Source organism: Ochrobactrum sp. PL_is483, from assembly GCF_055816855.1.
Genome location: NZ_JBVPGS010000036.1, coordinates 335212 through 355771, shown reverse-complemented (window position 1 = coordinate 355771; position 20560 = coordinate 335212). Strand labels below are relative to the sequence as shown.

The 20560-nt window shown below is 59.0% G+C and carries 18 protein-coding genes; 5 read left to right on the top strand and 13 right to left on the bottom strand.

Annotation, left to right across the window (positions count from 1 at the left end; genetic code table 11):
• Position 1: 1 nt before the first annotated feature.
• From prfA to AC0TNJ_RS13415, 3 genes are all read right to left on the bottom strand, one after another.
• Entirely contained in the window at positions 2 to 1075 is a 1074-nt protein-coding gene (gene prfA, locus AC0TNJ_RS13425) for a peptide chain release factor 1 (protein WP_121982298.1), read from the bottom strand.
• A gap of 97 nt (positions 1076 to 1172) precedes the next feature.
• Positions 1173 to 3443 carry a phosphoenolpyruvate--protein phosphotransferase gene (ptsP, locus tag AC0TNJ_RS13420; protein ID WP_121999989.1) on the bottom strand — a complete coding sequence of 757 codons (2271 nt, stop codon included), beginning with the start codon at positions 3441 to 3443 and terminating at the stop codon, positions 1173 to 1175.
• A 206-nt stretch (positions 3444 to 3649) separates the two neighbouring features.
• Positions 3650 to 4921, bottom strand: coding sequence for an aspartate kinase (locus AC0TNJ_RS13415; protein ID WP_121999988.1), 1272 nt, complete (start codon positions 4919 to 4921; stop codon positions 3650 to 3652).
• 218 nt (positions 4922 to 5139) lie between these two features.
• On the opposite strand from AC0TNJ_RS13415, the gene ubiG reads away from it, so the two are divergent.
• On the top strand, positions 5140 to 5886 hold the full coding sequence (ubiG, locus tag AC0TNJ_RS13410) for a bifunctional 2-polyprenyl-6-hydroxyphenol methylase/3-demethylubiquinol 3-O-methyltransferase UbiG (protein WP_473771390.1): 747 nt from the start codon (positions 5140 to 5142) through the stop codon (positions 5884 to 5886).
• Between the two features lie 61 nt (positions 5887 to 5947).
• Here the strand turns inward: ubiG and AC0TNJ_RS13405 are convergent, their stop codons facing one another.
• From AC0TNJ_RS13405 to AC0TNJ_RS13385, 5 genes are all read right to left on the bottom strand, one after another.
• On the bottom strand, positions 5948 to 6829 hold the full coding sequence (locus AC0TNJ_RS13405; protein WP_473771389.1) for a DMT family transporter: 882 nt from the start codon (positions 6827 to 6829) through the stop codon (positions 5948 to 5950).
• 22 nt (positions 6830 to 6851) lie between these two features.
• Positions 6852 to 7277: a DUF1178 family protein gene (locus AC0TNJ_RS13400; RefSeq protein WP_473771388.1), complete on the bottom strand. Its 426-nt coding sequence runs from the start codon at positions 7275 to 7277 to the stop codon at positions 6852 to 6854.
• 5 nt (positions 7278 to 7282) lie between these two features.
• A complete protein-coding gene (locus tag AC0TNJ_RS13395) occupies positions 7283 to 8137 on the bottom strand; it encodes a carbon-nitrogen hydrolase family protein (protein ID WP_473771387.1) in 855 nt (284 codons plus the stop codon).
• Positions 8138 to 8154: 17 nt separating this feature from the next.
• Positions 8155 to 8421 (bottom strand): glutaredoxin 3, encoded by a 267-nt coding sequence (gene grxC, locus AC0TNJ_RS13390; protein WP_473771386.1) that lies wholly within the window; start codon positions 8419 to 8421, stop codon positions 8155 to 8157.
• Between the two features lie 87 nt (positions 8422 to 8508).
• On the bottom strand, positions 8509 to 9297 hold the full coding sequence (locus tag AC0TNJ_RS13385) for a ComF family protein (RefSeq protein ID WP_473771385.1): 789 nt from the start codon (positions 9295 to 9297) through the stop codon (positions 8509 to 8511).
• 77 nt (positions 9298 to 9374) lie between these two features.
• Here AC0TNJ_RS13385 and AC0TNJ_RS13380 point away from each other — a divergent pair, with 77 nt between their 5' ends.
• On the top strand, positions 9375 to 10268 hold the full coding sequence (locus tag AC0TNJ_RS13380; protein ID WP_121999981.1) for a methyltransferase domain-containing protein: 894 nt from the start codon (positions 9375 to 9377) through the stop codon (positions 10266 to 10268).
• 55 nt (positions 10269 to 10323) lie between these two features.
• Here the strand turns inward: AC0TNJ_RS13380 and AC0TNJ_RS13375 are convergent, their stop codons facing one another.
• From AC0TNJ_RS13375 to AC0TNJ_RS13355, 5 genes are all read right to left on the bottom strand, one after another.
• On the bottom strand, positions 10324 to 10674 hold the full coding sequence (locus AC0TNJ_RS13375; RefSeq protein ID WP_121999980.1) for a hypothetical protein: 351 nt from the start codon (positions 10672 to 10674) through the stop codon (positions 10324 to 10326).
• A 122-nt stretch (positions 10675 to 10796) separates the two neighbouring features.
• Positions 10797 to 11213 carry an 8-oxo-dGTP diphosphatase MutT gene (gene mutT, locus AC0TNJ_RS13370; RefSeq protein ID WP_473771384.1) on the bottom strand — a complete coding sequence of 139 codons (417 nt, stop codon included), beginning with the start codon at positions 11211 to 11213 and terminating at the stop codon, positions 10797 to 10799.
• A complete protein-coding gene (locus AC0TNJ_RS13365; protein ID WP_473771405.1) occupies positions 11210 to 11968 on the bottom strand; it encodes a GNAT family N-acetyltransferase in 759 nt (252 codons plus the stop codon). Before AC0TNJ_RS13365 ends, mutT begins: the two co-directional genes overlap by 4 nt.
• A 140-nt stretch (positions 11969 to 12108) precedes the next feature.
• On the bottom strand, positions 12109 to 13350 hold the full coding sequence (gene argJ, locus AC0TNJ_RS13360) for a bifunctional glutamate N-acetyltransferase/amino-acid acetyltransferase ArgJ (RefSeq protein WP_473771383.1): 1242 nt from the start codon (positions 13348 to 13350) through the stop codon (positions 12109 to 12111).
• 132 nt (positions 13351 to 13482) lie between these two features.
• Complete coding sequence (locus AC0TNJ_RS13355; RefSeq protein ID WP_473771382.1) at positions 13483 to 14463, bottom strand: peptidylprolyl isomerase; 981 nt, start codon at positions 14461 to 14463, stop codon at positions 13483 to 13485.
• Positions 14464 to 14770: 307 nt separating this feature from the next.
• Between AC0TNJ_RS13355 and secA the strand changes: the two genes are divergently transcribed.
• From secA to bspF, 3 genes are all read left to right on the top strand, one after another.
• The gene (secA, locus tag AC0TNJ_RS13350) at positions 14771 to 17491 is read left to right on the top strand and encodes a preprotein translocase subunit SecA (RefSeq protein ID WP_121999976.1); all 2721 of its coding nucleotides are present in this window, start codon (positions 14771 to 14773) and stop codon (positions 17489 to 17491) included.
• 342 nt (positions 17492 to 17833) lie between these two features.
• Positions 17834 to 19255 carry a lipopolysaccharide biosynthesis protein gene (locus AC0TNJ_RS13345; RefSeq protein WP_473771381.1) on the top strand — a complete coding sequence of 474 codons (1422 nt, stop codon included), beginning with the start codon at positions 17834 to 17836 and terminating at the stop codon, positions 19253 to 19255.
• Positions 19255 to 20541, top strand: a complete 1287-nt coding sequence (gene bspF, locus AC0TNJ_RS13340; RefSeq protein WP_473771380.1) for a type IV secretion system effector crotonyl transferase BspF — start codon at positions 19255 to 19257, stop codon at positions 20539 to 20541. The genes AC0TNJ_RS13345 and bspF overlap by 1 nt, the downstream gene beginning before the upstream one ends.
• The last annotated feature ends 19 nt before the right edge of the window (positions 20542 to 20560 follow it).

The window sequence follows — 20560 nt, the reverse complement described above, 5'->3', positions numbered from 1 at the left end:
CTTACTGGCCCAGTTCGGTAAGGAGTGCAGTCTGGTGATCGGAAATCAGAGCATCGACCAGTTCATCCAGATCGCCTTCCATGACCCTGTCGAGCTTGTAGAGCGTCAGGTTGATGCGGTGATCCGTAACGCGGCCCTGCGGGAAATTATAAGTGCGGATACGCTCGGAGCGATCGCCCGAACCGACCTGGCTGCGCCGCGATTCCGACCGTTCGGTTTCAGCCTTCTGGCGCTCCATGTCATAAAGGCGTGCGCGCAATATCTGCATGGCGCGGGCGCGGTTCTGGTGCTGCGATTTTTCAGCCTGCACCACCATGATGCCGGTCGGAATATGCGTAATGCGCACTGCCGAGTCGGTCGTGTTGACGTGCTGGCCGCCCGCACCTGATGCACGCATCGTATCGATACGGATATCCTCGTTGCGGATTTCGATATCGATATCTTCCGCTTCCGGCAAAACCGCGACCGTCGCGGCTGAGGTATGGATGCGCCCGCCAGCTTCCGTTTCAGGCACGCGCTGCACACGGTGCACGCCTGATTCGAACTTGAGCTTGGAGAACACGCCCTTGCCCGAAACAGTAGCGATGATTTCCTTGTAGCCACCGGCATCGCCTTCGCTGGCCGAGACCAGCTCGACCCGCCAGCCCTTTTCGGCGGCATAGCGCTCATACATGCGGAACAGGTCGCCAGCGAAGAGCGCGGCTTCCAGACCGCCGGTACCGGCGCGAATTTCGAGAATGGCATTCTTCTCGTCGGCGGCATCCTTGGGCAGCAGCAGAATCTGGACTTCCTGCTCCAATGCCTCGATGCGCTTTTCGACTTCCGGCAACTCTTCCAGCGCCAGCGCGCGCATCTCTGCATCCGTGGCCGCATCGTCGCGCATCGCCGCCAGATCGACCGCTTCCCGGCGGGCGTCGGTCAGTTCGCGAATTTTGCCAACCACCTCCTGCAATTCGGAATATTCCGATGCGAGCTTCACATAGGTTTCCGAATCCGGATTGTTGGCCATCTGGCTTTCGATCATGGAGAACCGCTTCAAGAGCTGGTCCATCCGATCCTGCGGCAATGCGATCATATCATGTCCTAAATAGTGTAAGCGGCGTGCAGGAATGCAAAACCGGACGCCGCGCAAATCCTGCACCGCGACCGTTTAGTCAGATCAATCTGCTTCGCTATAACGGAATATCGTTGTCTTCGGCAAATCTCATCAGCAGTTCACGCAGCGAATGCGCGCTGTTGGGCTTGTCCAGTTCTTCCGCGAGCAAAGCGGTGAGCTTGCCCGCATCCAGCGCATCGAGCATGGCCTTGACCGGTCCGATCGCCGCCGCCGACATCGAAATCGACCGGAACCCGATACCGACCAGCGCCATGGCGGGAAGCGGCCTGCTGGCCATTTCACCGCACAGGGTTACCGGCTTGCCATGGCGGTTGCCGGTCTCGACGATGTGGCGCAGCGCCCGCAGGAATGCGGGCGAAAGCTGGTCGAAGCGGCCAGACATCAGCGAGTTGCCGCGATCCGTCGCCATCAGGAACTGGAACAGATCGTTCGAGCCGACGGAAATGAAATCGACGAGCGACACCAGCTCCTCAAGCTGCCAGAGCAGCGAGGGCACCTCGACCATCGCTCCAAGCTTCAGGCACATCGGCAGCTGATGAGCAAAGCGCGACAGGTGACGGACTTCACGATCGATAATCTCGCGCGCGGCCTTCACCTCGCTTACTTCCGTGATCATCGGCAGCAGGATTTTCAGCTCGCGGCCGCCCGCCGCCTTCAAAAGCGCCCTGATCTGGGTGCGCAGCAGCCCCGGACGATCAAGCGTCAGGCGAATGGCGCGCCAGCCGAGCGCCGGATTTTCTTCCTGCACAGTCGAACTGAAATAGGGAAGAACCTTGTCTCCGCCGATATCCAGCGTCCGGAAAGTCACCGGCTTGTCGCCCGCGGCCTCGATGACGGAGCGATAGAGGCGCTCCTGCTGTTCGGCTCGCGGGAAAGTGGAAGCCACCATGAACTGAAGCTCGGTGCGGAACAGGCCGATACCCGCCGCACCCGACGCCGACAATTGCGGCAGATCGACGAGAAGCCCCGCATTCATCAGAAGCGAGATACCGACACCGTCCCTGGTGACGGATGGCTTGTCCCGCAATTCGCGGTAATGGGCCTGCCGCCGCGCCCGGAAGCGAACCTTTTCGGCATAAGCCGTTTCCAGATCGGCCTGCGGGCGCAGATGCATGATGCCTTCGTCGCCGTCGACAATGGCCGCATCGTTGTTTTCAGCCATGGAGACGATGCCCTTGGCCTGACCGACCACCGGAATGCCCATGGCGCGGGCGACGATCACCACATGGCTCGTGGCCGCGCCATCTTCCAGAACAACCCCGCGCAAGCGCTCGCGCGGATAATCCAGAAGTTCGGCTGCCCCCATGGAACGAGCGACAATGATCGCATCCTTGAGCAACGATTCGGCGATGGTCTTAATGTCGCGCCCCATCAACTGGCGCAGCAGGCGGTTTGCGAGGTCGTCAAAATCCGACAGGCGTTCGCGCATATAGGGATCGGTCAGATGCACCATGCGCGCGCGCGTGTCGCTTTGTACTTTTTCGACTGCGGCCTCGGCGGTCAGCCCGTTGCGAATGGCTTCTTCCAGCCGCCGGACCCAACCGCGATCATGGGCAAACATGCGATAGGCTTCCAGCACTTCGCGATGTTCACCCTCCACGGCCACATCGCGGCGCGACAGCATGTCGTCGATGGATATGCGCAAGGAACCGAGCGCCTCGTCCAGCCGGTTGAGTTCGGCCTGGCTGTCCTCATTGAAAAGATTGGTGACGACGATGCGCGGTTCGTGCAGAACCACGTGGCCGAGACCAATCCCCTCATTGAAAGCCTGGCCTGTCACGCTCATCGGACGACCGAGATCAAGCTCTATGCCCGGACGGGCCAGACGCAGCCCGTCACCGGAGGCAATGATTTCGGCAAGAACCATAGCGGTGGTTTCAAGTGCTTCGACCTCGTCTTCCCGATAAGCACGCTTGGTCTTGTTCTGCACGACAAGAACGCCCAAAGTGCGGCCAGCGCGCAGGACGGGAACGCCAAGGAAGGAATTATAGGCTTCTTCGCCCGTTTCCGGCAGATAGGCGAAGGCCGGGTGGCTTTGCGCATCGGTCAGGTTGAGCGGACGGGCACTTGCGGCAATCGTGCCGACCAGGCCCTGGCCGAGGCGAAGCTGCGCCAAGTGAACAGCCTGCGGATTAAGGCCTTCGGTCGCATAGAGTTCGAGAACGCCATCGGCGCGCAATATATAGAAGGAGCAGACTTCCGCGACCATGTTCTGCGCGATTTCACGAACGATCCGGTCGAGGCGCGCCTGCGGTTCCAGCGGCTCCGCCATCAATTCGCGCAACCGCTTGAGCAGTACGCGGGGACCGGTTGTCAGCTCACGCATGATCGTCGGGGGCTCCTTTCAGATTGCTGGCATGCACTCGCCAGCCGATTCCCATTACCCGCCAGCGAAGCGTTACGCCAATTCCTTTGTGAGCATTTTTGACACCCACGTCCAGAACAAATAGTCGCGCCTCGCAAAATGTTGCAGTGCCGCGCAGCCCTTCGGCTACGCGGCACTGCTTTAAGAGCCGAATGTGAACCGGCTGATTACTTGTCGAGACCATAGACCGCGTGCAGCGTGCGTACGGCCAGTTCTGCATAAGGACCGTCGATCAGGATCGAAATCTTGATTTCAGACGTCGTGATCGCGCGGATATTGATGCCTTTCTCGGCCAGCGCCTTGAAGGCGGTGGCGGCAACGCCTGCATGGCTGCGCATGCCTATGCCGATGACGGAAATCTTGGCAAGGCCGGTTTCCGACTGGATATTGTCAAAGCCGATCTCGCCCTTGACCTTGTCCAGCACCTTCAGCGCCTTGTCGATGTCGCCGGTCGGAATGGTGAAGGTCATGTCGGTCTTGGAGCCGTCTTCCGACACGTTCTGCACGATCATGTCGACATTGATGTACTCTTCGGCGAGCGGCCCGAAAATGGCTGCCGAAACGCCCGGCCGGTCGGCCACGCGCCGCAGCGAAATCTGAGCTTCATCCTTCGCAAAGGCGATACCTGTGACGACCTGCTGTTCCACGATTTCATCCTCGTCGCAAATAAGGGTTCCGGGCGGATTGATCGGATCACCCATGCCCGGCGCATCTGGGTCCGTAAAGCTCGAGCGCACGAAAGTGCGCACCTTGTGCACCATGGCCAGTTCGACCGAGCGCACCTGTAGAACCTTGGCGCCAAGCGAGGCCATTTCCAGCATTTCCTCGAAGGAAATCTTCGAAAGACGCTTTGCCTTCGGCTCCACACGCGGGTCTGTGGTGTAGACGCCATCGACATCCGTATAAATATCGCAGCGATCGGCCTTCACGCCGGCAGCAATGGCGACAGCCGACGTATCCGAACCGCCGCGTCCGAGCGTGGCAACACGATTGTCGGGGCCGATACCCTGGAATCCGGCGACGACGGCAACCTGGCCCATTTCCATGCGGCGGATGATTTCCGAGCCGTCAATCTCCTGAATACGGGCCGCGCCATGGGCGTTGTCGGTCTTGATCGGAATCTGCCAGCCCTGCCACGAACGCGCATCGACGCCGATGGACTGAAGCGCAATTGCCAGAAGACCGCTCGTCACCTGCTCGCCGGAAGCGACGATGGTGTCATATTCGCGGGCATCATAGAACGGCGAGCTCGCGCCGCAGACTTTCGGCATATTCTGCACCCAGCCGACCAGCTCGTTGGTCTTGCCGGACATGGCCGAAACGACGACGGCAACCTGATTGCCCGCCTCGACCTCGCGTTTGACGTGGCGCGCCACATTATAGATGCGTTCCAGATCGGCCACCGAGGTGCCGCCGAATTTCATCACGATGCGCGCCATTTAAGGTTACGTCCCGCTGTTTAGAAAAATTACACTCTTGCCCGCCCAAACCTTATATTGTTGCGACAGGCAAACCCGGGGTCACATAGCTAAAATACGGTAGTTCCGCAAGGCCGTGATTCGTATCGGGCCGCTCGAGAGCGAAATTGATTTGTTCCTTGACTTTGGAGTACTACCTTGAGAGCAGGACCTGCACGCTTCCGCCGCTGGAGAATGAAATGACCGAGACAGCCCGCACCACCATCGACGCTTCGGAAATCGAGCATTTTTCGCGCATTGCCGCGGAATGGTGGAATCCGCAGGGCAAGTTTCGCCCCTTGCATAAGTTCAACCCGACGCGGCTTGCCTATATCAAGGAAAAGATCTGCGCCAAGTTCAATCGCGATCCCAATACGCCGCGCCCCTTCGAGGGTCTGCGCGTGCTCGATATCGGCTGCGGCGGCGGGCTTCTCTGCGAGCCGATGGCGCGGCTCGGCGCCACCGTGATCGGAGCGGATGCCTCCACCACGAACATTGAGGTGGCGAAAATCCACGCGGCACAAAGCGGCGTCGAAGTCGACTACCGCGCCACGACCGCGGAAGCGCTGGCCGAAGCCGGGGAAAAATTCGATGTGGTGCTGAACATGGAAGTGGTCGAGCATGTTTCCGACGTCGACCTGTTCATGTCGGCAACCAGCGAAATGGTGAAGCCGGGCGGATTGATGTTCGTCGCCACCATCAACCGCACGCTGAAAGCCTATGGTCTCGCCATCATCGGCGCGGAATATGTGCTGCGCTGGCTACCGCGCGGCACGCACCAATATGAGAAACTGGTGCGTCCGGAAGAACTGGAAGCAGCCCTTGCGAAAGGCGGCCTGCGGCTCATCGACAAGCTTGGCGTGACCTATAATCCGCTGGCCGATAGCTGGAGCCGCTCCCGCGATACCGATGTGAACTATATGGTTCTGGCCGAACGTCCGGCCTGATCAGAGCACATCCCGAAAAGTGTAAAACGGTTTTCGGACAAGATGTGCGTAAAACAAGCGCTCAGCCTCTTTGCGCGCGCGTCGTCATGGCAACGCCTGCACAAATGACCAGCGCGCCGATCCAGGTCAGCGGCGGATAGTGTTCACCCAGGAACAGGGTTCCGGAAATAAGCCCCAGTGCCGCCGCGACATAGCCGATCTGGCTAAGATAAACCGGACCGCCGACCGCCTGCAGCCGGAAGAACAGGGCGAACATGCCCGCCGATGCAATCGACTGGGCCAAAGCAGCCCACGGGGCGAATGCAAGCGATTCAATCGGAAACTGGCCGGTAAACAGAATTATTCCCGCGAAAAGCATCAATGCCGATGCGAGATGACTTCCCGCTGCAAGCTCGGTCGGGTCGGAGTTTTTCGGCCAGTCGAGCGTGCGATAGACGTTCCCCATCGCCAGAAATACCGGAATGAGCAATGCCGCAGCGATCCACAGATGATCGGCAGGCTTTCCCACTTCACCGCGCGTCATCGTCACCATCACCGCGCCGATAAAGCCCATAGCTATACCGCCGATCCCCAGCGCATTGGGACGCCGCAGGCCAAACCCCATCGACAGAACGAGTGTGATAACCGGCGACAGCGTGTACATGATGCCGGTAAAACCCGCGCCAAGGCGCGGAATGGCGGAAAGAATGAGCAGGTTGGGCAGGGCATAGGAGATGAAGGCGGTGCAGATATAATAACGCAGCCGCCCGCCTGAAAAGCCGATCTTCTTTCCCTGCAAACGAAGAACGGCGAACAGAATAATTCCGGCACTTGCCGAGAACAGGAAGGTCCAGATCGCGGGCGGAATACCCGCCTGCGCCGCGATCTTGCCAAGCGGCAGAATGAGACCCAGCAAGGTGCCGGTTGCGATCAGCAAAAAAGGCGCCGAATCCATAAGTTTCATGCGCCTCGTCTCCGTGCGGCAATCAGTTCTTGTCTTCCGGGAATACCGGCAGCGGCAGAACGTCGACACCGTCTTCAAGCAGCGAATGCACATCTTCGCGCGATGCTTCGCCGTAGATGCCACGTGTTTCGGTTTCGCCGAAATGGATCTTGCGGGCTTCCTCGGCAAATTTATCGCCGACATAATCCGCATTCTCGCGAACCTTGCGGCTCAATTCCCGCATCTCGTCCAATATCTGCTTTTGCTTGTCACCCAACGCCATGGCAATCTTTTCCTTGCCGCGGCTTGTCGAAACAGCCGGCGCCATCAGCGATTTCTGGACAGCTTGCGAATCGCATACCGGGCACGCGACGAGCTTCATTCCCGACTGACGGTCGAAATCGGCATTGTCGCGAAACCAGCCCTCGAATTCATGGCCCTGATCGCAATGGAGCGAAAAGCGGATCATGGAATTTACACATCCTCTTTCTGTTTCGCGGAAACGATGCTGACGTCAAATTCCCGCGCATTCTTCAGGTTCGGTATCTTGGCGCGTGCGGCCGCGCTTTCCGTCACGTCGATGTCGGCCAGGATTACACCGGGCTCGTTATGGTCGGCTTCCGCAAGAATTTTGCCCCATGGCGACACGATGATCGAATGGCCATAGGTTTCGCGTCCATCCTCGTGCAGACCGCCCTGCGCAGCAGAAATCAGGAATGCACCATTCTCGATGGCGCGCGCACGCTGCAAAATATGCCAGTGGGCTTCGCCAGTCTGTTTGGTGAAGGCAGCCGGACCGGTAATCACATTGGCGCCCGCCAGCGCCTGCGCGCGGAACAATTGCGGAAAACGGATATCGTAGCAGATCGCCATGCCAATATTTGCGAAAGGCAGTTCTGCGATAACGGTATTCCTGCCTGGCTCATAGGTCGCTGATTCGCGCCAGCTTTCGCCATTATCCAGATCGACGTCGAACATATGGATCTTGTCATAGGTGACGAGCTTCTCGCCGGCAGGCGTGAAAACTCCGGCGCGATTGGCGATCTTGCCGTCCCCGGCATCAATGGCCGTCGAACCGATGTGCAGGAAGATGCCATGCTTCGCCGCCAATGCCGAAGCCGCCCTGAAAACAAGGTCGTTGGCTTCATCGCGAAGGCTCGCCTTGAAGGCAACCCGATCGCGCATCATTGCGCCGGTCATTTCCGGCGTCTGCACATAGGCCGCGCCCTTCGCTGCCGCCTCGGCTACGAATTTTTCGAGGGTTTCGACGTTGCGGACAACGTCGGTACCCGAACGCATCTGTATTGCGGCAGCGCGAAATGTGCTCATCGGTTTTTCCTACAACCTCAGTTCAGTTGACCAGTCTTTAGCAGGCCATCAAGTTTCCCCTGATCTTCCAGCGCGTGAAGATCGTCGCAACCGCCAACGTGAACGGACCCGACGAAAATCTGCGGGAAAGTATTGCGGCCCGAACGCTGCTGCATTTCAGTACGCAATTCCGGAGTTGCTCCGGCATTGATTTCATTGAACTCCACGCCCTTGCGGGTCAGCAATTCCTTGGCCCTGGTGCAATAAGGGCAACCGGGGCGCGTGTAGATGGTAACGTCAACCATGAAAAACTCCATTCTTTGCCCCCTATATAAGCGGCAAAGCTGCTATCTGGAAGTCCCGAAGCTTTCCACGAGCCTGTGTTGCGAGGCTTACTCGGGCAGAACACGGCTGAAAGTCAGCACATCAACGCTTCTCGCGCCGCCACGCAGCAAGGCGCGTGTCACCGCCTTGACCGTTGCGCCGGTGGTGTAGACGTCATCGATCAGCAAAACCCGGCGCCCGCGAACATGAATCTCATGTTCCTGCGGTACACGGAATGCGCCATCCACATTGCGCTTTCGCTCCTTGATGCCAAGGCCGATCTGCTGCTCGGTCCGGCGCACACGCTTCACGCCTTGCGGTGCAAAAGGTTTCCGCTCCAGTTTCGCGAGCGCGCGGGCAAGTTCCGCCGACTGGTTGAAACGGCGCTGCCAGAATCGCCAGCGATGCAAAGGCACAGGCAGGATCACATCGCATTCATCCAGCAATTCGCGCCCCGCACGCTGCATCCAGCGCGCCATCCACGGTGCCAGATCGGTCCGGTCGTGAAACTTGAGCGAGACCGCCATGCGCTGTGCCGCTCCACGATGCAGGACAGCCGAGCGAAGGCGTTGGAAAGGCGGCGGATCGGCAATCGCCTCCGCACTCATGAAATTCTCCCCGAAATCATGACTGAACGGTATACCAAGCACGGGACAATAGGGCTTTTCTATAAAGCGCAGTTCCGGCCAACACTTGGAACATAGCGTTCCCGGTTCGGACACATGCATCCGGCAGCCGATGCATGTCGGCGGAAACAACATGTCGGCCGACGAGCGAACGGCTGTTCCGGCCAGCCGCCGAAGCTTTTCGCCCGCATTGCGCAAAAAGGTTTGATGCGTTCTATCGTCATCTGCCATTGCATTCGCCCCCGTTCGAATGCATCTATCCCCGCAACGATTGTACTGAACCTTGCTCGAAAGAGAAGACGGATTCCATGCCTGCGCCGACCGATGATAGCGCGATCTTCGATCGCGATCTCCTGCTTTCGTTTCGCCGCCGCGCCTTTGCGCGCGCCGAACCCGGCGCGGATTTCCTGTTGCAGCGCATTGCCGATGATCTTGGCGACCGCCTTGACGCGGTGGAGCGCCGTTTTCCCGTCGCCGTCGATCTCGCTGGCCATACCGGCGCGGCGGCTGCGGCCATTGCGCAGTCCGGCAAGGCGGACATGATTGTCCGCATCGAACGCGACCGGGATTTTCTGCAAGGTCCATTCCCGGCTATTGTCGGCGATGAGGAGATACTTCCGCTGAAGCCCGGCAGCGTCGATCTTGTCGTGTCGCTGATGGCGCTGCACGCGACAAACGATACGCCGGGGACCATGGTGCAGATCGCCCGCGCGCTGAAACCGGACGGGCTTTTTCTGGCGGCCTTGAGCGGCAGCGGAACGCTGGGAGAACTCCGCGAAAGTCTTCTTCAGGCCGAAATCGAACTGACGGGCGGCGCCTCACCCCGCATCTTCCCGTTTCCCGATGTGCGGGATGTGGGCGGCCTGTTGCAGCGTGCAGGCTTCGCCCTGCCCGTAACGGACGTCGACAACATCACGGTGCGCTACGATTCGCTGTTCAACCTGATGGCCGATCTGCGCGCCATGGGCATGCAGAACATCCTGCGCGACCGTTCCCGGAAGCCGGTTTCGAAACGGCTTTTCGTGCGTGCCGCAGAAATCTACGCCGAACGCTTCTCCGACCCGGACGGGCGTATCCGCGCCACGTTCTCGATCATCTGGCTATCGGGCTGGGCGCCGCATGAATCGCAGCAGAAGCCATTGAAGCCCGGCTCCGCAAAGGCGTCGCTGGCGGAAGCGCTCAAAAAGGCGGAAGAAAAATAAGGCATGTCTCCCAAAGGTGGGAACCGGTTTTGGAATAGAGACATGCGAAAGAAAATTAGCAATCGCCGCGATGACTGCCGTCAGCCTCAATGATGCAGACGGAATTGGGGCTTGGCTGAAGCACGCTCTTGCGCACCGTATAGGTCTGGCCTGCCGCATGCGGCTGGGTGTCGACATTGCGCTTGATCGAACCGGTCATGGTACGGTCGACCCCGGCTGGAAGCACTGATTGGGCTGCAACCTTGTTTGCCTGATCGTTGAGAACCGGCACGATAATGAGAGCCAGAGCGACAACGGCAGAGCCGAACAACAGCACAACGCGCAGGATTCCACGACCAGCCTTGGTTAGCGGCTTGGCCGTATATTCGTTGTGGTCGGCACTGAAATAATTGTTGTCGAAACTCATGCTTCAAGACTCCGGGGCAGCTCTTGAACGAGAATGCCTCAGCGGAGTGAATCATAGATTAACCGGCCAGCGGAATCGTAAGAAATTGCCAACCTTTTTCCACAGTTGTGGACAGGCTCCCCCTACAGAAGATCGAGCAAAAACGGGATCAATGGTTCGTCGGCTGGCGGCATCGGATAGTCGCGCATATCCTTCGGGCGAACCCATTTCAGCGCCTGCCCTTCGAGCCCTCTCGCAATGCCTTCATAACGGCGGCAGACATAGAGCGGCATGAGCAGATGGAAGTCATCATAGGTGTGGCTGGCAAATGTCAGCGGCGCGAGGCAGGCCGCTTTCGTGACAATGCCGATTTCTTCCTGCAATTCGCGGATCAGCGTTTCTTCGGGAGTCTCGCCCGGCTCCACCTTGCCGCCGGGAAATTCCCACAGCCCGGCAAGCTGCTTGCCTTCCGGGCGCTGGGTCAGCAGAATCCGGCCATCCGAATCGACCAGCGCGCAAGCCGCAACCAACAGAATGCGGCGTCCCTTCACCTCGGTCATTTCTCGTTGCTCTCCCGATAGGCATAGCGATAGGCTTCCTGAAAGCCGAAGCTCTCATAGAGCGCAAACCCGGCCACATTGTCTGCTTCGATTTGCAGCCATGCCGTCTTTGCGCCGAGCTTGGCCGCCCATTTGAGCGCAGAACCGACAATCGCTTGCCCGTAGCCCTTGCGCCTTGCGTCAGGCCGGGTTCCCACATCGAACAGACCCGCCATTGCGCCGTCCTGCACGCAAAGCAGGTTGGACACAGCGCGTCCGCCCGCCTCCAGAACGAACATGCCCTTGTTCGGGCGGACGCTGTTGAGGAGTTCGGAAAATCCGGGCCGCATCTCCTGCGGCCTTTCATGGATGGAGAGCGAGGCATCCACGAAGCGCCCTATATCCTTCAAGGGGATCTGGTCGATAGCACCCGACAGATCGAGTTCTTCCAGTTTCGCGGTCATCACGATGGTTTCATCGCGGCGCTTCCAGCCAAGCCCTTCCAGATAATCCTCAAGCTCGCGCGGCGCGAGCGGGGAAAGCCGGAAACAGGGAACGCGGCCATAAGCACGAAAACGCTGCGCCGCCAGCTCCACGCGCGTTGGAATATCGCGCGTATCGCCGGGATCGAGCGGATTGATCGAGTTGAGACGCCGGGATGGATGCGCCGCGGTCATGCGTATCGCCCATGTACCGTCATAGTGGACGGACGTCGCGGGCCAGGCGCGAAAGCCGACGGCTTCCAGTTGGCGAACGATGGCAAGACTTGGCACAATAAACTCCTCAAACGATGACGGATTGAGCGCTCAGGCTCGATGAGATTCGGGAAGACAGCGTGCCGAAAATAGTGCTCTTTGAGCACCGGAGGCACAAAAGAGTGCTATTTGCAGGCCGCTGGAACCCGAATATCGCGAGCCTAGCTTCTGTAATCGCCGTTGATCGCTACATATTCCTTGGTGAGATCGCAGGTCCAGACGGTTGCCTTGCCCTTGCCCAACCCCAGATCGACACGAATGCGAATATCCTCGCCCTGCATATAGGCGGACGTCGCTTCTTCCGAATAGGCCGGATCGCGCTCGCCCTGATATGCAACGCGAATATCGCCGAACCAGATCGCGAGCAGGTCGCGGTCGGCAGGCTCGCCGGCCTTGCCGACAGCCATGACCACGCGGCCCCAATTGGCGTCTTCACCGGCAACGGCCGTCTTGACCAGCGGCGAATTGGCGATGGAAAGCGCGATCTTCTTGGCGGAAGCTGCGGACTTCGCCCCCGTCACTTCGACTTCCACCATCTTGCGCGCGCCCTCGCCGTCGCGCACGACCTGCAACGCCAGCGACTTCAGGAGACGCCCCAGCGCCTTCTTGAATTCGCCAAGGCGCTTGTCGACGGGATCGGTAATTTCCGGCGCGCCGCGTTCCGCCGCCGTACCGGTGGCAAACAGCATCAGCGTATCCGACGTGGATGTGTCGCTATCCACCGTCACCGCGTTGAACGTTGAGCCCACGCCCTTGGAGAGCAGGCTCTGCAACACTTCAGCCTTGATCGGCGCGTCGGTGACAACAAAGGAAAGCATCGTGGCCATATCCGGCGCAATCATGCCCGCGCCCTTGGCGATGCCGTTGATCGTGACAGGCACCTGACCGAGCAGCACCGTTTCGGTCGCGACCTTGGGATAGGTATCCGTGGTCATGATCGCCTTGGCGGCTTCAGTCCAGAAATCTTCAACCGCGTCCTTGTTCATATCGCCGAGCAGATGCGCGAACTTAGTCGCATCAAGCGGTTCGCCGATCACGCCGGTTGAAGCGAGAAACACATCGGTCGTGGCGCAGCCGACGGCCTTGGCGGCGGCTTCAGCCGTTGCTTCCGTGGCCTGGCGACCCTTGACGCCGGTAAAGGCATTGGCGTTGCCGGAATTGACCACCACCGCGCGCGCCTTTCCGTGCACGAGATTGCGGCGGCAGAAATCGACAGGCGCCGACGGGCAAAGCGAACGGGTGAAAACGCCTGCAGCCTCAGCCGGGCGGTCAAACACCATCAGCATCACATCCGTTCGTCCCTTGTATTTGATACCGGCGGCAGCGGTGGCAATACGGACGCCATGGACGACCGGCATTGCGGGGTAATGTTTTGGAGCGAGCGGAGAAACAGACGCGGACATAGGTGCCTCGAAGGATATTCGGTTTGGTGTTGCCGCATTGGAAAGGTTTGCAGCCCAAAATCAAGCGGGAAACGCAGGATCGAAATAAAAAACGCCCCGGCAAGCCGGGGCGTTGATCCTTGGAAGCGAAATTTACTGCTGCGGAGCAGCCTCTTCCGGCGCATCACCCTGGTCCGCGCCTTCCTGGGCAGCGGCGGCGTCCTTCATGGCTTTCTCGACAGCCGGGTCCTTGTAGTCGATCTTCATGCCGTCACGCAGCTTCTTGACCGTTTCGACATAACGCTCGCGCATGATGATCGAACGGATCTGGTCCTTGACCTGATCGAATGCCGGAGGCTGCTTTGTGCGACGGTCTTCGAGCTGGATCACGTGAAAGCCGAACTGGGTCTGGACCGGCTCCTTGGTGTATTCGCCCGGCTTCAATGCAAAAGCGGCCTTTTCAAATTCCGGAACCATCTGGCCTTCGGCAAAGTAACCGAGATCGCCGCCATTGGCTGCAGTGCCGTCGGTCGAGCTTTCCTTGGCGAGCTCCTCGAACTTGGCGCCGCCTGCAAGCTTCTTGATGATGGCCTCGGCTTCTTCCTTGGTCTTCACGAGGATGTGACGGGCACGCACTTCCACCTGCGGTGGCATGGCCGCGATTTCCTTGTCGTAGCGGGCACGCACATCGTCATCGCTGATCTTGTCGACAACGGCATCCTTGAAATATTCGTTATGGAGTGCGCGTTCGCGCAGGAATTCCATGCGATTCTTAAATTCCGAAGACTGATCGAGCTTTTCCTTTTCCGCTTCACCAGCCATTGCCTTGATGTCGATCAGGGCAGCGAGCGCAGCCAGACGGCGCTGCTCGGCAGGAAGGCGCGAGAACTGCGGATCGAGATCGCCTGCAGCCTGGTCAACTTCACCGACGGTGATGTCCTTGCCGTTGACGGTCGCCAGAACCTTGGACGGATCTTCCTTTTCTGCGGGAGCAGCAGCCGGTGCAGCAGCAGGCTTTCCGGCATCCTGAGCGAATGCGGCGCCTGTGTAGCCTGCCAGCGCCACCGAGGCCGCCAGAGACATGCCGACGACTGCGAGAGCCTTGCGATAAGGGGCTTTCAAAATGGCTTTCATATGGAATTCTCTCCTTCGTGACCGCTTACCGGCCCGATGAATGCGGCAGAATTTGGCCCGGATACCTCCAATATTACGACAAAGGAAAGGATTTCGAGCCTTTAGAGCAACGTTGACATCGCCCGAAGCCCCTCTTATCTGTCCTTCGGCTTTACGTCCAGTAAGGGGCGGGGGAATTGCGCCGGAAAAGCGCCGTATCTGGCAGCTTTCGCAGTGCAGTTTTCTTGCAATTGTTTCAATACGCGTGAATAAAGCATTCGACATTGCCGGAAGCGCTTCCGGCTGAACGGACAGGAAAGGACCAGTGATGGTCAGCTTTGGCGGCCTCGCCCGCAAGATATTCGGTTCATCCAATGACCGCCGCGTGAAAACCCTGCGCCAGCGGGCCAATCAAATTACTGCTATCGAGAAGAATTACGAAAATCTTAGCGATGAGCAATTGCAGGCCAAGACCGCCGAATTCCGTGCGGCGCTGGCTGAGGGCAAAACGCTCGACTCCCTTCTGCCAGACGCTTTTGCGACCGCGCGTGAAGCCGCCAAGCGCGTGCTTGGCATGCGCCCGTTCGACGTGCAGCTGATCGGCGGCATGGTTCTGCACGAACGCGGCATCGCCGAAATGCGTACCGGTGAAGGCAAGACCCTGATGGCGACCCTGCCGGTCTACCTCAATGCTCTTGAGGGCAAGGGTGTGCACGTGGTGACGGTGAACGATTACCTCGCCAGCCGTGACGCCGAAACCATGGGCAGGCTCTACAACTTCCTCGGCCTGACCGTCGGCGTCATCAAGCACGGTCTTGACGACGATGAGCGCCGCGCGGCCTATGCCTGCGACATCACCTATGGCACCAACAACGAGCTGGGCTTCGACTATCTGCGCGACAACATGAAGTATGAGCGCGCCCAGATGGTGCAGCGCCCACACAATTATGCCATCGTCGACGAAGTGGACTCGATCCTCATCGATGAAGCGCGCACGCCGCTCATCATTTCCGGCCCGCTGGAAGACCGTTCGGATTTCTACAATCTCATCGACACCTTCATTCCAGCCCTGGAGCCGGAAGATTTTGAAATCGACGAGAAGCAGAAGACCGCCATCTTCACCGAAGTCGGCACCGAGAAGGTCGAGCAGCTTCTGGAAGCTGCGGGCCACCTCAAGGGTGAAAGCCTCTACGACATCGAGAACGTCGCGGTCGTTCACCACCTGAACAACGCGCTGCGTGCGCACAAGCTGTTCCAGCGCGACAAGGACTATATTGTCCGCAATGACGAAATCGTCATCATTGATGAGTTCACCGGCCGCATGATGCCGGGCCGCCGTTATTCGGAAGGCCTGCACCAGGCGCTGGAAGCCAAGGAACATGTGACCATACAGCCGGAAAACCAGACGCTGGCCTCGATCACCTTCCAGAACTATTTCCGCATGTACAACAAGCTGTCGGGCATGACCGGCACGGCTGCGACGGAAGCGGAAGAATTCGGCAATATTTACGGCCTCGAAGTCCTTGAGATCCCGACCAATCTGCCCGTGCAGCGCATCGACGAAGACGACGAAGTCTATCGTACCGTCGAAGAAAAATACCGCGCCATCGTGCGCGATATCCGCGCCTCGCACGAAAAGGGCCAGCCGATCCTCGTCGGCACGACCTCGATCGAAAAGTCGGAACAGCTGGCCGAACGTCTTCGCAAGGAAGGCATCAAGGACTTTCAGGTTCTGAACGCCCGTTATCACGAGCAGGAGGCCTATATCATCGCGCAGGCCGGTGTGCCGGGAACCGTCACCATCGCCACCAACATGGCCGGTCGCGGCACCGACATTCAGCTCGGCGGCAATCTGGAAATGCGCGTCCGGCAGGAACTTGCCGATGTGCCGGAAGGTCCGGAGCGTGATGCCAGAATTGCGGCGATCAAGGCCGACATTGCTCAACTGAAGGAAAAGGCTCTGGCCGCCGGCGGGCTTTACGTTCTCGCCACCGAGCGCCATGAAAGCCGCCGCATCGACAACCAGCTGCGTGGACGTTCAGGCCGTCAGGGCGATCCGGGCCGCTCAAAGTTCTTCCTGTCGCTGCAGGACGACCTGATGCGCATCTTCGGTTCCGACCGCATGGACAGCATGTTGCAGAAGCTCGGCCTCAAGGAAGACGAAGCCATCGTCCATCCCTGGATCAACAAGGCGCTTGAAAAGGCGCAGAAGAAGGTCGAGGCCCGCAACTTCGAAATCCGCAAGAACCTTCTGAAATACGATGACGTCATGAACGATCAGCGCAAGGTGATCTTCGAACAGCGTCTGGAAATGATGGATGAAGAAGACCTGACCGAGACCGTCAGCGAAATGCGCCATGAGGTCATCGAGGACATGGTTGCACTCCGCATCCCGAAGGACGCTTATGCGGAAAAGTGGGATATCGCTGGCCTGAAGGAAGACATCATCTCCAAGCTCAATCTCGACCTGCCGATCGAGGAGTGGGCCAAGGAAGAAGGCATCGCGGAAGAAGAGTTCGAGAACCGCATCAAGGAAGCCGCCGACAAGGCTGCTGCCGAAAAGGCCGAACGCTTCGGCCCGCAGATCATGACCTATGTCGAGAAGTCGGTCATCATGCAGTCGCTGGACAATCTCTGGCGCGAGCATCTGGTCAACCTCGACCATCTGCGCTCCGTCGTTGGCTTCCGCGGCTATGCCCAGCGCGACCCGCTGAACGAATACAAGACCGAAGCTTTCGAACTGTTCCAGTCGATGCTGGCAAATCTGCGCGAAGTGGTTATCTCGCAGCTGATGCGCGTCGAGATCGTTCGCGAAGCACCACCCGAGCCGGAATTGCCGCCGATGACCGGCCGTCATATCGATGGCACGACCGGCGAGAACGATTTCGACGAAGCAGCCTGGGCAGAGCACCAGCACGACGAGCGCAGTGTGCCTGCTGCCGAACGCGACCCGGCTGATCCGCGCACCTGGGGCAAGGTCAGCCGCAATGAGGCCTGCCCATGCGGCTCCGGCAAGAAGTACAAGCACTGCCACGGCGCTTTCGAATGATGTGAGCCAGGCTCGATCATCGTCTTAATCGAACGAACCCCGGCAAGCCATTTGCCGGGGTTTGTCGTTTCAGCCAGCGACCTGCGCTGACAGGTGAAACCGTCATCTTTATGTTCGCTTTATTTTAGACGATACAAATATAGATGTCGTTTAGAAAATACTCACCATTCCTTGATGTCGCGCGACCTTGGGAAGATTAGACTTTTTCTTTTCCTCTTTATAAAGAACTCTTGCCTAAGGTTTCCATGCGGACGGGCAACAAAGCGCGGATGCGAAAAGCCGGGTTGCCCGGTATAAAATAAACAGGCCCGAAGAGGCCTGCAAAGACAGGGTTGGCATATAGTGCGGCTTTCGGCAGCTGAAACGGCGAGCCGGTTTCTACCGGGCAGGATCGCGGCCAGGCTTCGTCCCGTGACGGAGCGGCTGGATGCCGTGCTTACGGATGGTGGACCGCAAGCCAGCGCGCAGCGCTCGTCTCTCGTCGCTTTTTCCGTGCGCGTGGCGAGTGCGGCTATCGCCCTTCTGTCTCAGGTTATTCTGGCCCGCTGGATGGGTGAATTCGAATACGGCGTTTTCGTCCTCGTCTGGCTCACCATGATCATCATCGGCGATCTGGCCTGTTTCGGGCTGCACACGACCATCATCCGCTTCGTGCCGGAATATGTGCAGCACCAGGCATTCGGCCTCGTGCGCGGCATTATCCTGACCGGGCGCATATTCGCTTTCGCGGCAGCCACTCTCATCGCGCTTCTGGGCGCTGGCCTGCTGCTTCTGCTCAGGGACCATGTGGCGAGCTATTATCTGGTGCCGTTCATCCTCGGCTTCATCTGCCTGCCGATGATTGCGCTCGGCAACATGCTGGACGGCATTGCGCGCTCGCGCACCTGGGTAATGATGGCGCTGACGCCAAGCTATATCGTCCGCCCGCTTCTGGTTCTCCTGTTCATGATCATCGCGCATGAAGCGGGATTGCCCTCCACGGCAACTGTTGCGCTGGCAGTATCGATTGCCGCGACCTGGCTTACGACGGTCGGGCAGTTTCTAACGGTCGACCGCTCACTGGAAAAAGATATTCCCGCCGCAACGCGCGACCAGCGCCTTGGCGAATGGATAAAGGTTGCGTTGCCGATTTTCCTCGTGGAAGGCTTTTTCTTCCTGCTCATCAATGTCGATGTTCTGATGGTCGGCCATGCGCTCGACCCCGAGCATGTGGCGATCTATTTTGCAGCAACGAAGATCATGGCGCTTGCTCATTTTGTCTATTTCGCTGTGAAGGCGAGTGTCGCCCAGCGTTATTCGGATTTGCTGCACAGCGGCGACCGCGCCGAATTTGCAAGCTTTGCCGAGGCTTCCGTCCGCTGGACATTCTGGCCGACGCTGTTCCTCGGTGCCGTCATCCTGCTGACCGGCTATCCGTTGCTGCGGCTTTTCGGTCCGGCCTTCACAGCCGGCTATCCGCTTCTCTTCATTCTCATCATCGGGGTAATCGCGCGCGCCAGCGTCGGCCCGGCAGAAAGCCTTCTCAATATGTCGGGCAAGCAGAACATCTGCGCGCTCCTCTATGCCGCAACACTTGCCGTCAACGTCATTCTCAATCTGGTGCTGATACCGCAGTTCGGCCTGACGGGCGCCGCCGTCTCCACGGCCATCGCCATGCTGATGGAAGCGGTACTCCTCTCGGCGGCCGTGTCGCGCACCTTGCACATAACCATGTTCATTCTCATTCCACGAGACCGTACCAAGACCTCGGAGGGGACTTTGTAATGGCCGCGAAACCTTTGCTTGAAGAATCAGCAGGCGGAAATGCAGCCCATATTGTTTCGGAACTTTCCGAGAGCGGTATGGCGCATGAAGCCGTCAAGAAGCTGGAGGAAAGCCTTCACAGTCGCGATATACCGCGCAAGCTGGCGATCTATGGCGCGGCGGCGGGCTTCGAATTGCGCGATGAACTCGACCATTTGAGCAACCGCACCGTCGAGCCGAACATCTTCTTCAATGCGCGGTTTCTGGCGCCTGCCATGCCGCGCCTTGAAGATCGCGAAGTTCGCTTCATGGTCATGCGCGACGAAAACGAAATCCGCAGCCGCCTGCGCTTCGTCATGCCCTATACGATCGAGCGCCCCGGCCTCCCACTTTCGACGCCGGTAATCCGCGCCTGGTCGACGCCGTTTGGCCCGCAGGGCACGCCGCTGATCGATCACGACGATCCTGTCGGCGTATTGGAAGACCTGTTCGATATTCTCGCCCGCAAGCATCTCAGATTGCCGGACGTGCTCGTCCTGCCGGAGATGCGGGCCGATGGCCCGGCGGCACGGCTGATCCGTTCGGTCGCGGTGGGGCGGCAATTGCCTTTGGTCGCCATAGAACAGAAGGAGCGTCCCTTTCTCGAAAGCGATCTGGACGGCGACGCCTATATCAAAGAGGCAATCAATGCCCACCATCGCCGGGACTATAATCGTCTGTGGCGCAGGCTGGCGGAAAAGGGCGAACTTGCCTATCGCGTCGCCCGCACGCCCGACGAAGTGCGCCACGCCTTCGAACATTTCCTGACGCTGGAGGCAAGCGGCTGGAAAGGCAAGCGCGGGACAGCCATGGCGGTCGACCGGTTTCGCGCCGCCTTTGCGCGCGAAGCGGTCAACAATCTTGCCGAGCGCGACTGCGTGCGTGTGCACACGCTTGAACTGGATGGCCGGGTCATTGCCATTCTCATCGTCTTTACGGTTTCAGGTGAAGCGTGGACCTGGAAGACGGCCTATGACGAAAGCCTGAACGCCTGGTCGCCCGGCGTGCTTCTGATGATCGAGGTCGTGAAGAATCATCTGAACGATCCGAACATCAACCGCACCGATTCCTGCGCCGTTCCGGATCATCCGGTCATGACGCGGCTGTTCGCTGCCCGCGAGACCATCGAGACACTTGTCATCGGGTTGAACCCATCTGCGGACAAACTGGTTCGTCAGGCCGCATCCCAGATTCATCTCTATCAGCGGACACGCAACCTGGCCCGGATCGTACGCAATCGCATCCGCAGTTTCACCGAGAGAAAGTAAGGCCTTTCAAGCAACCTTA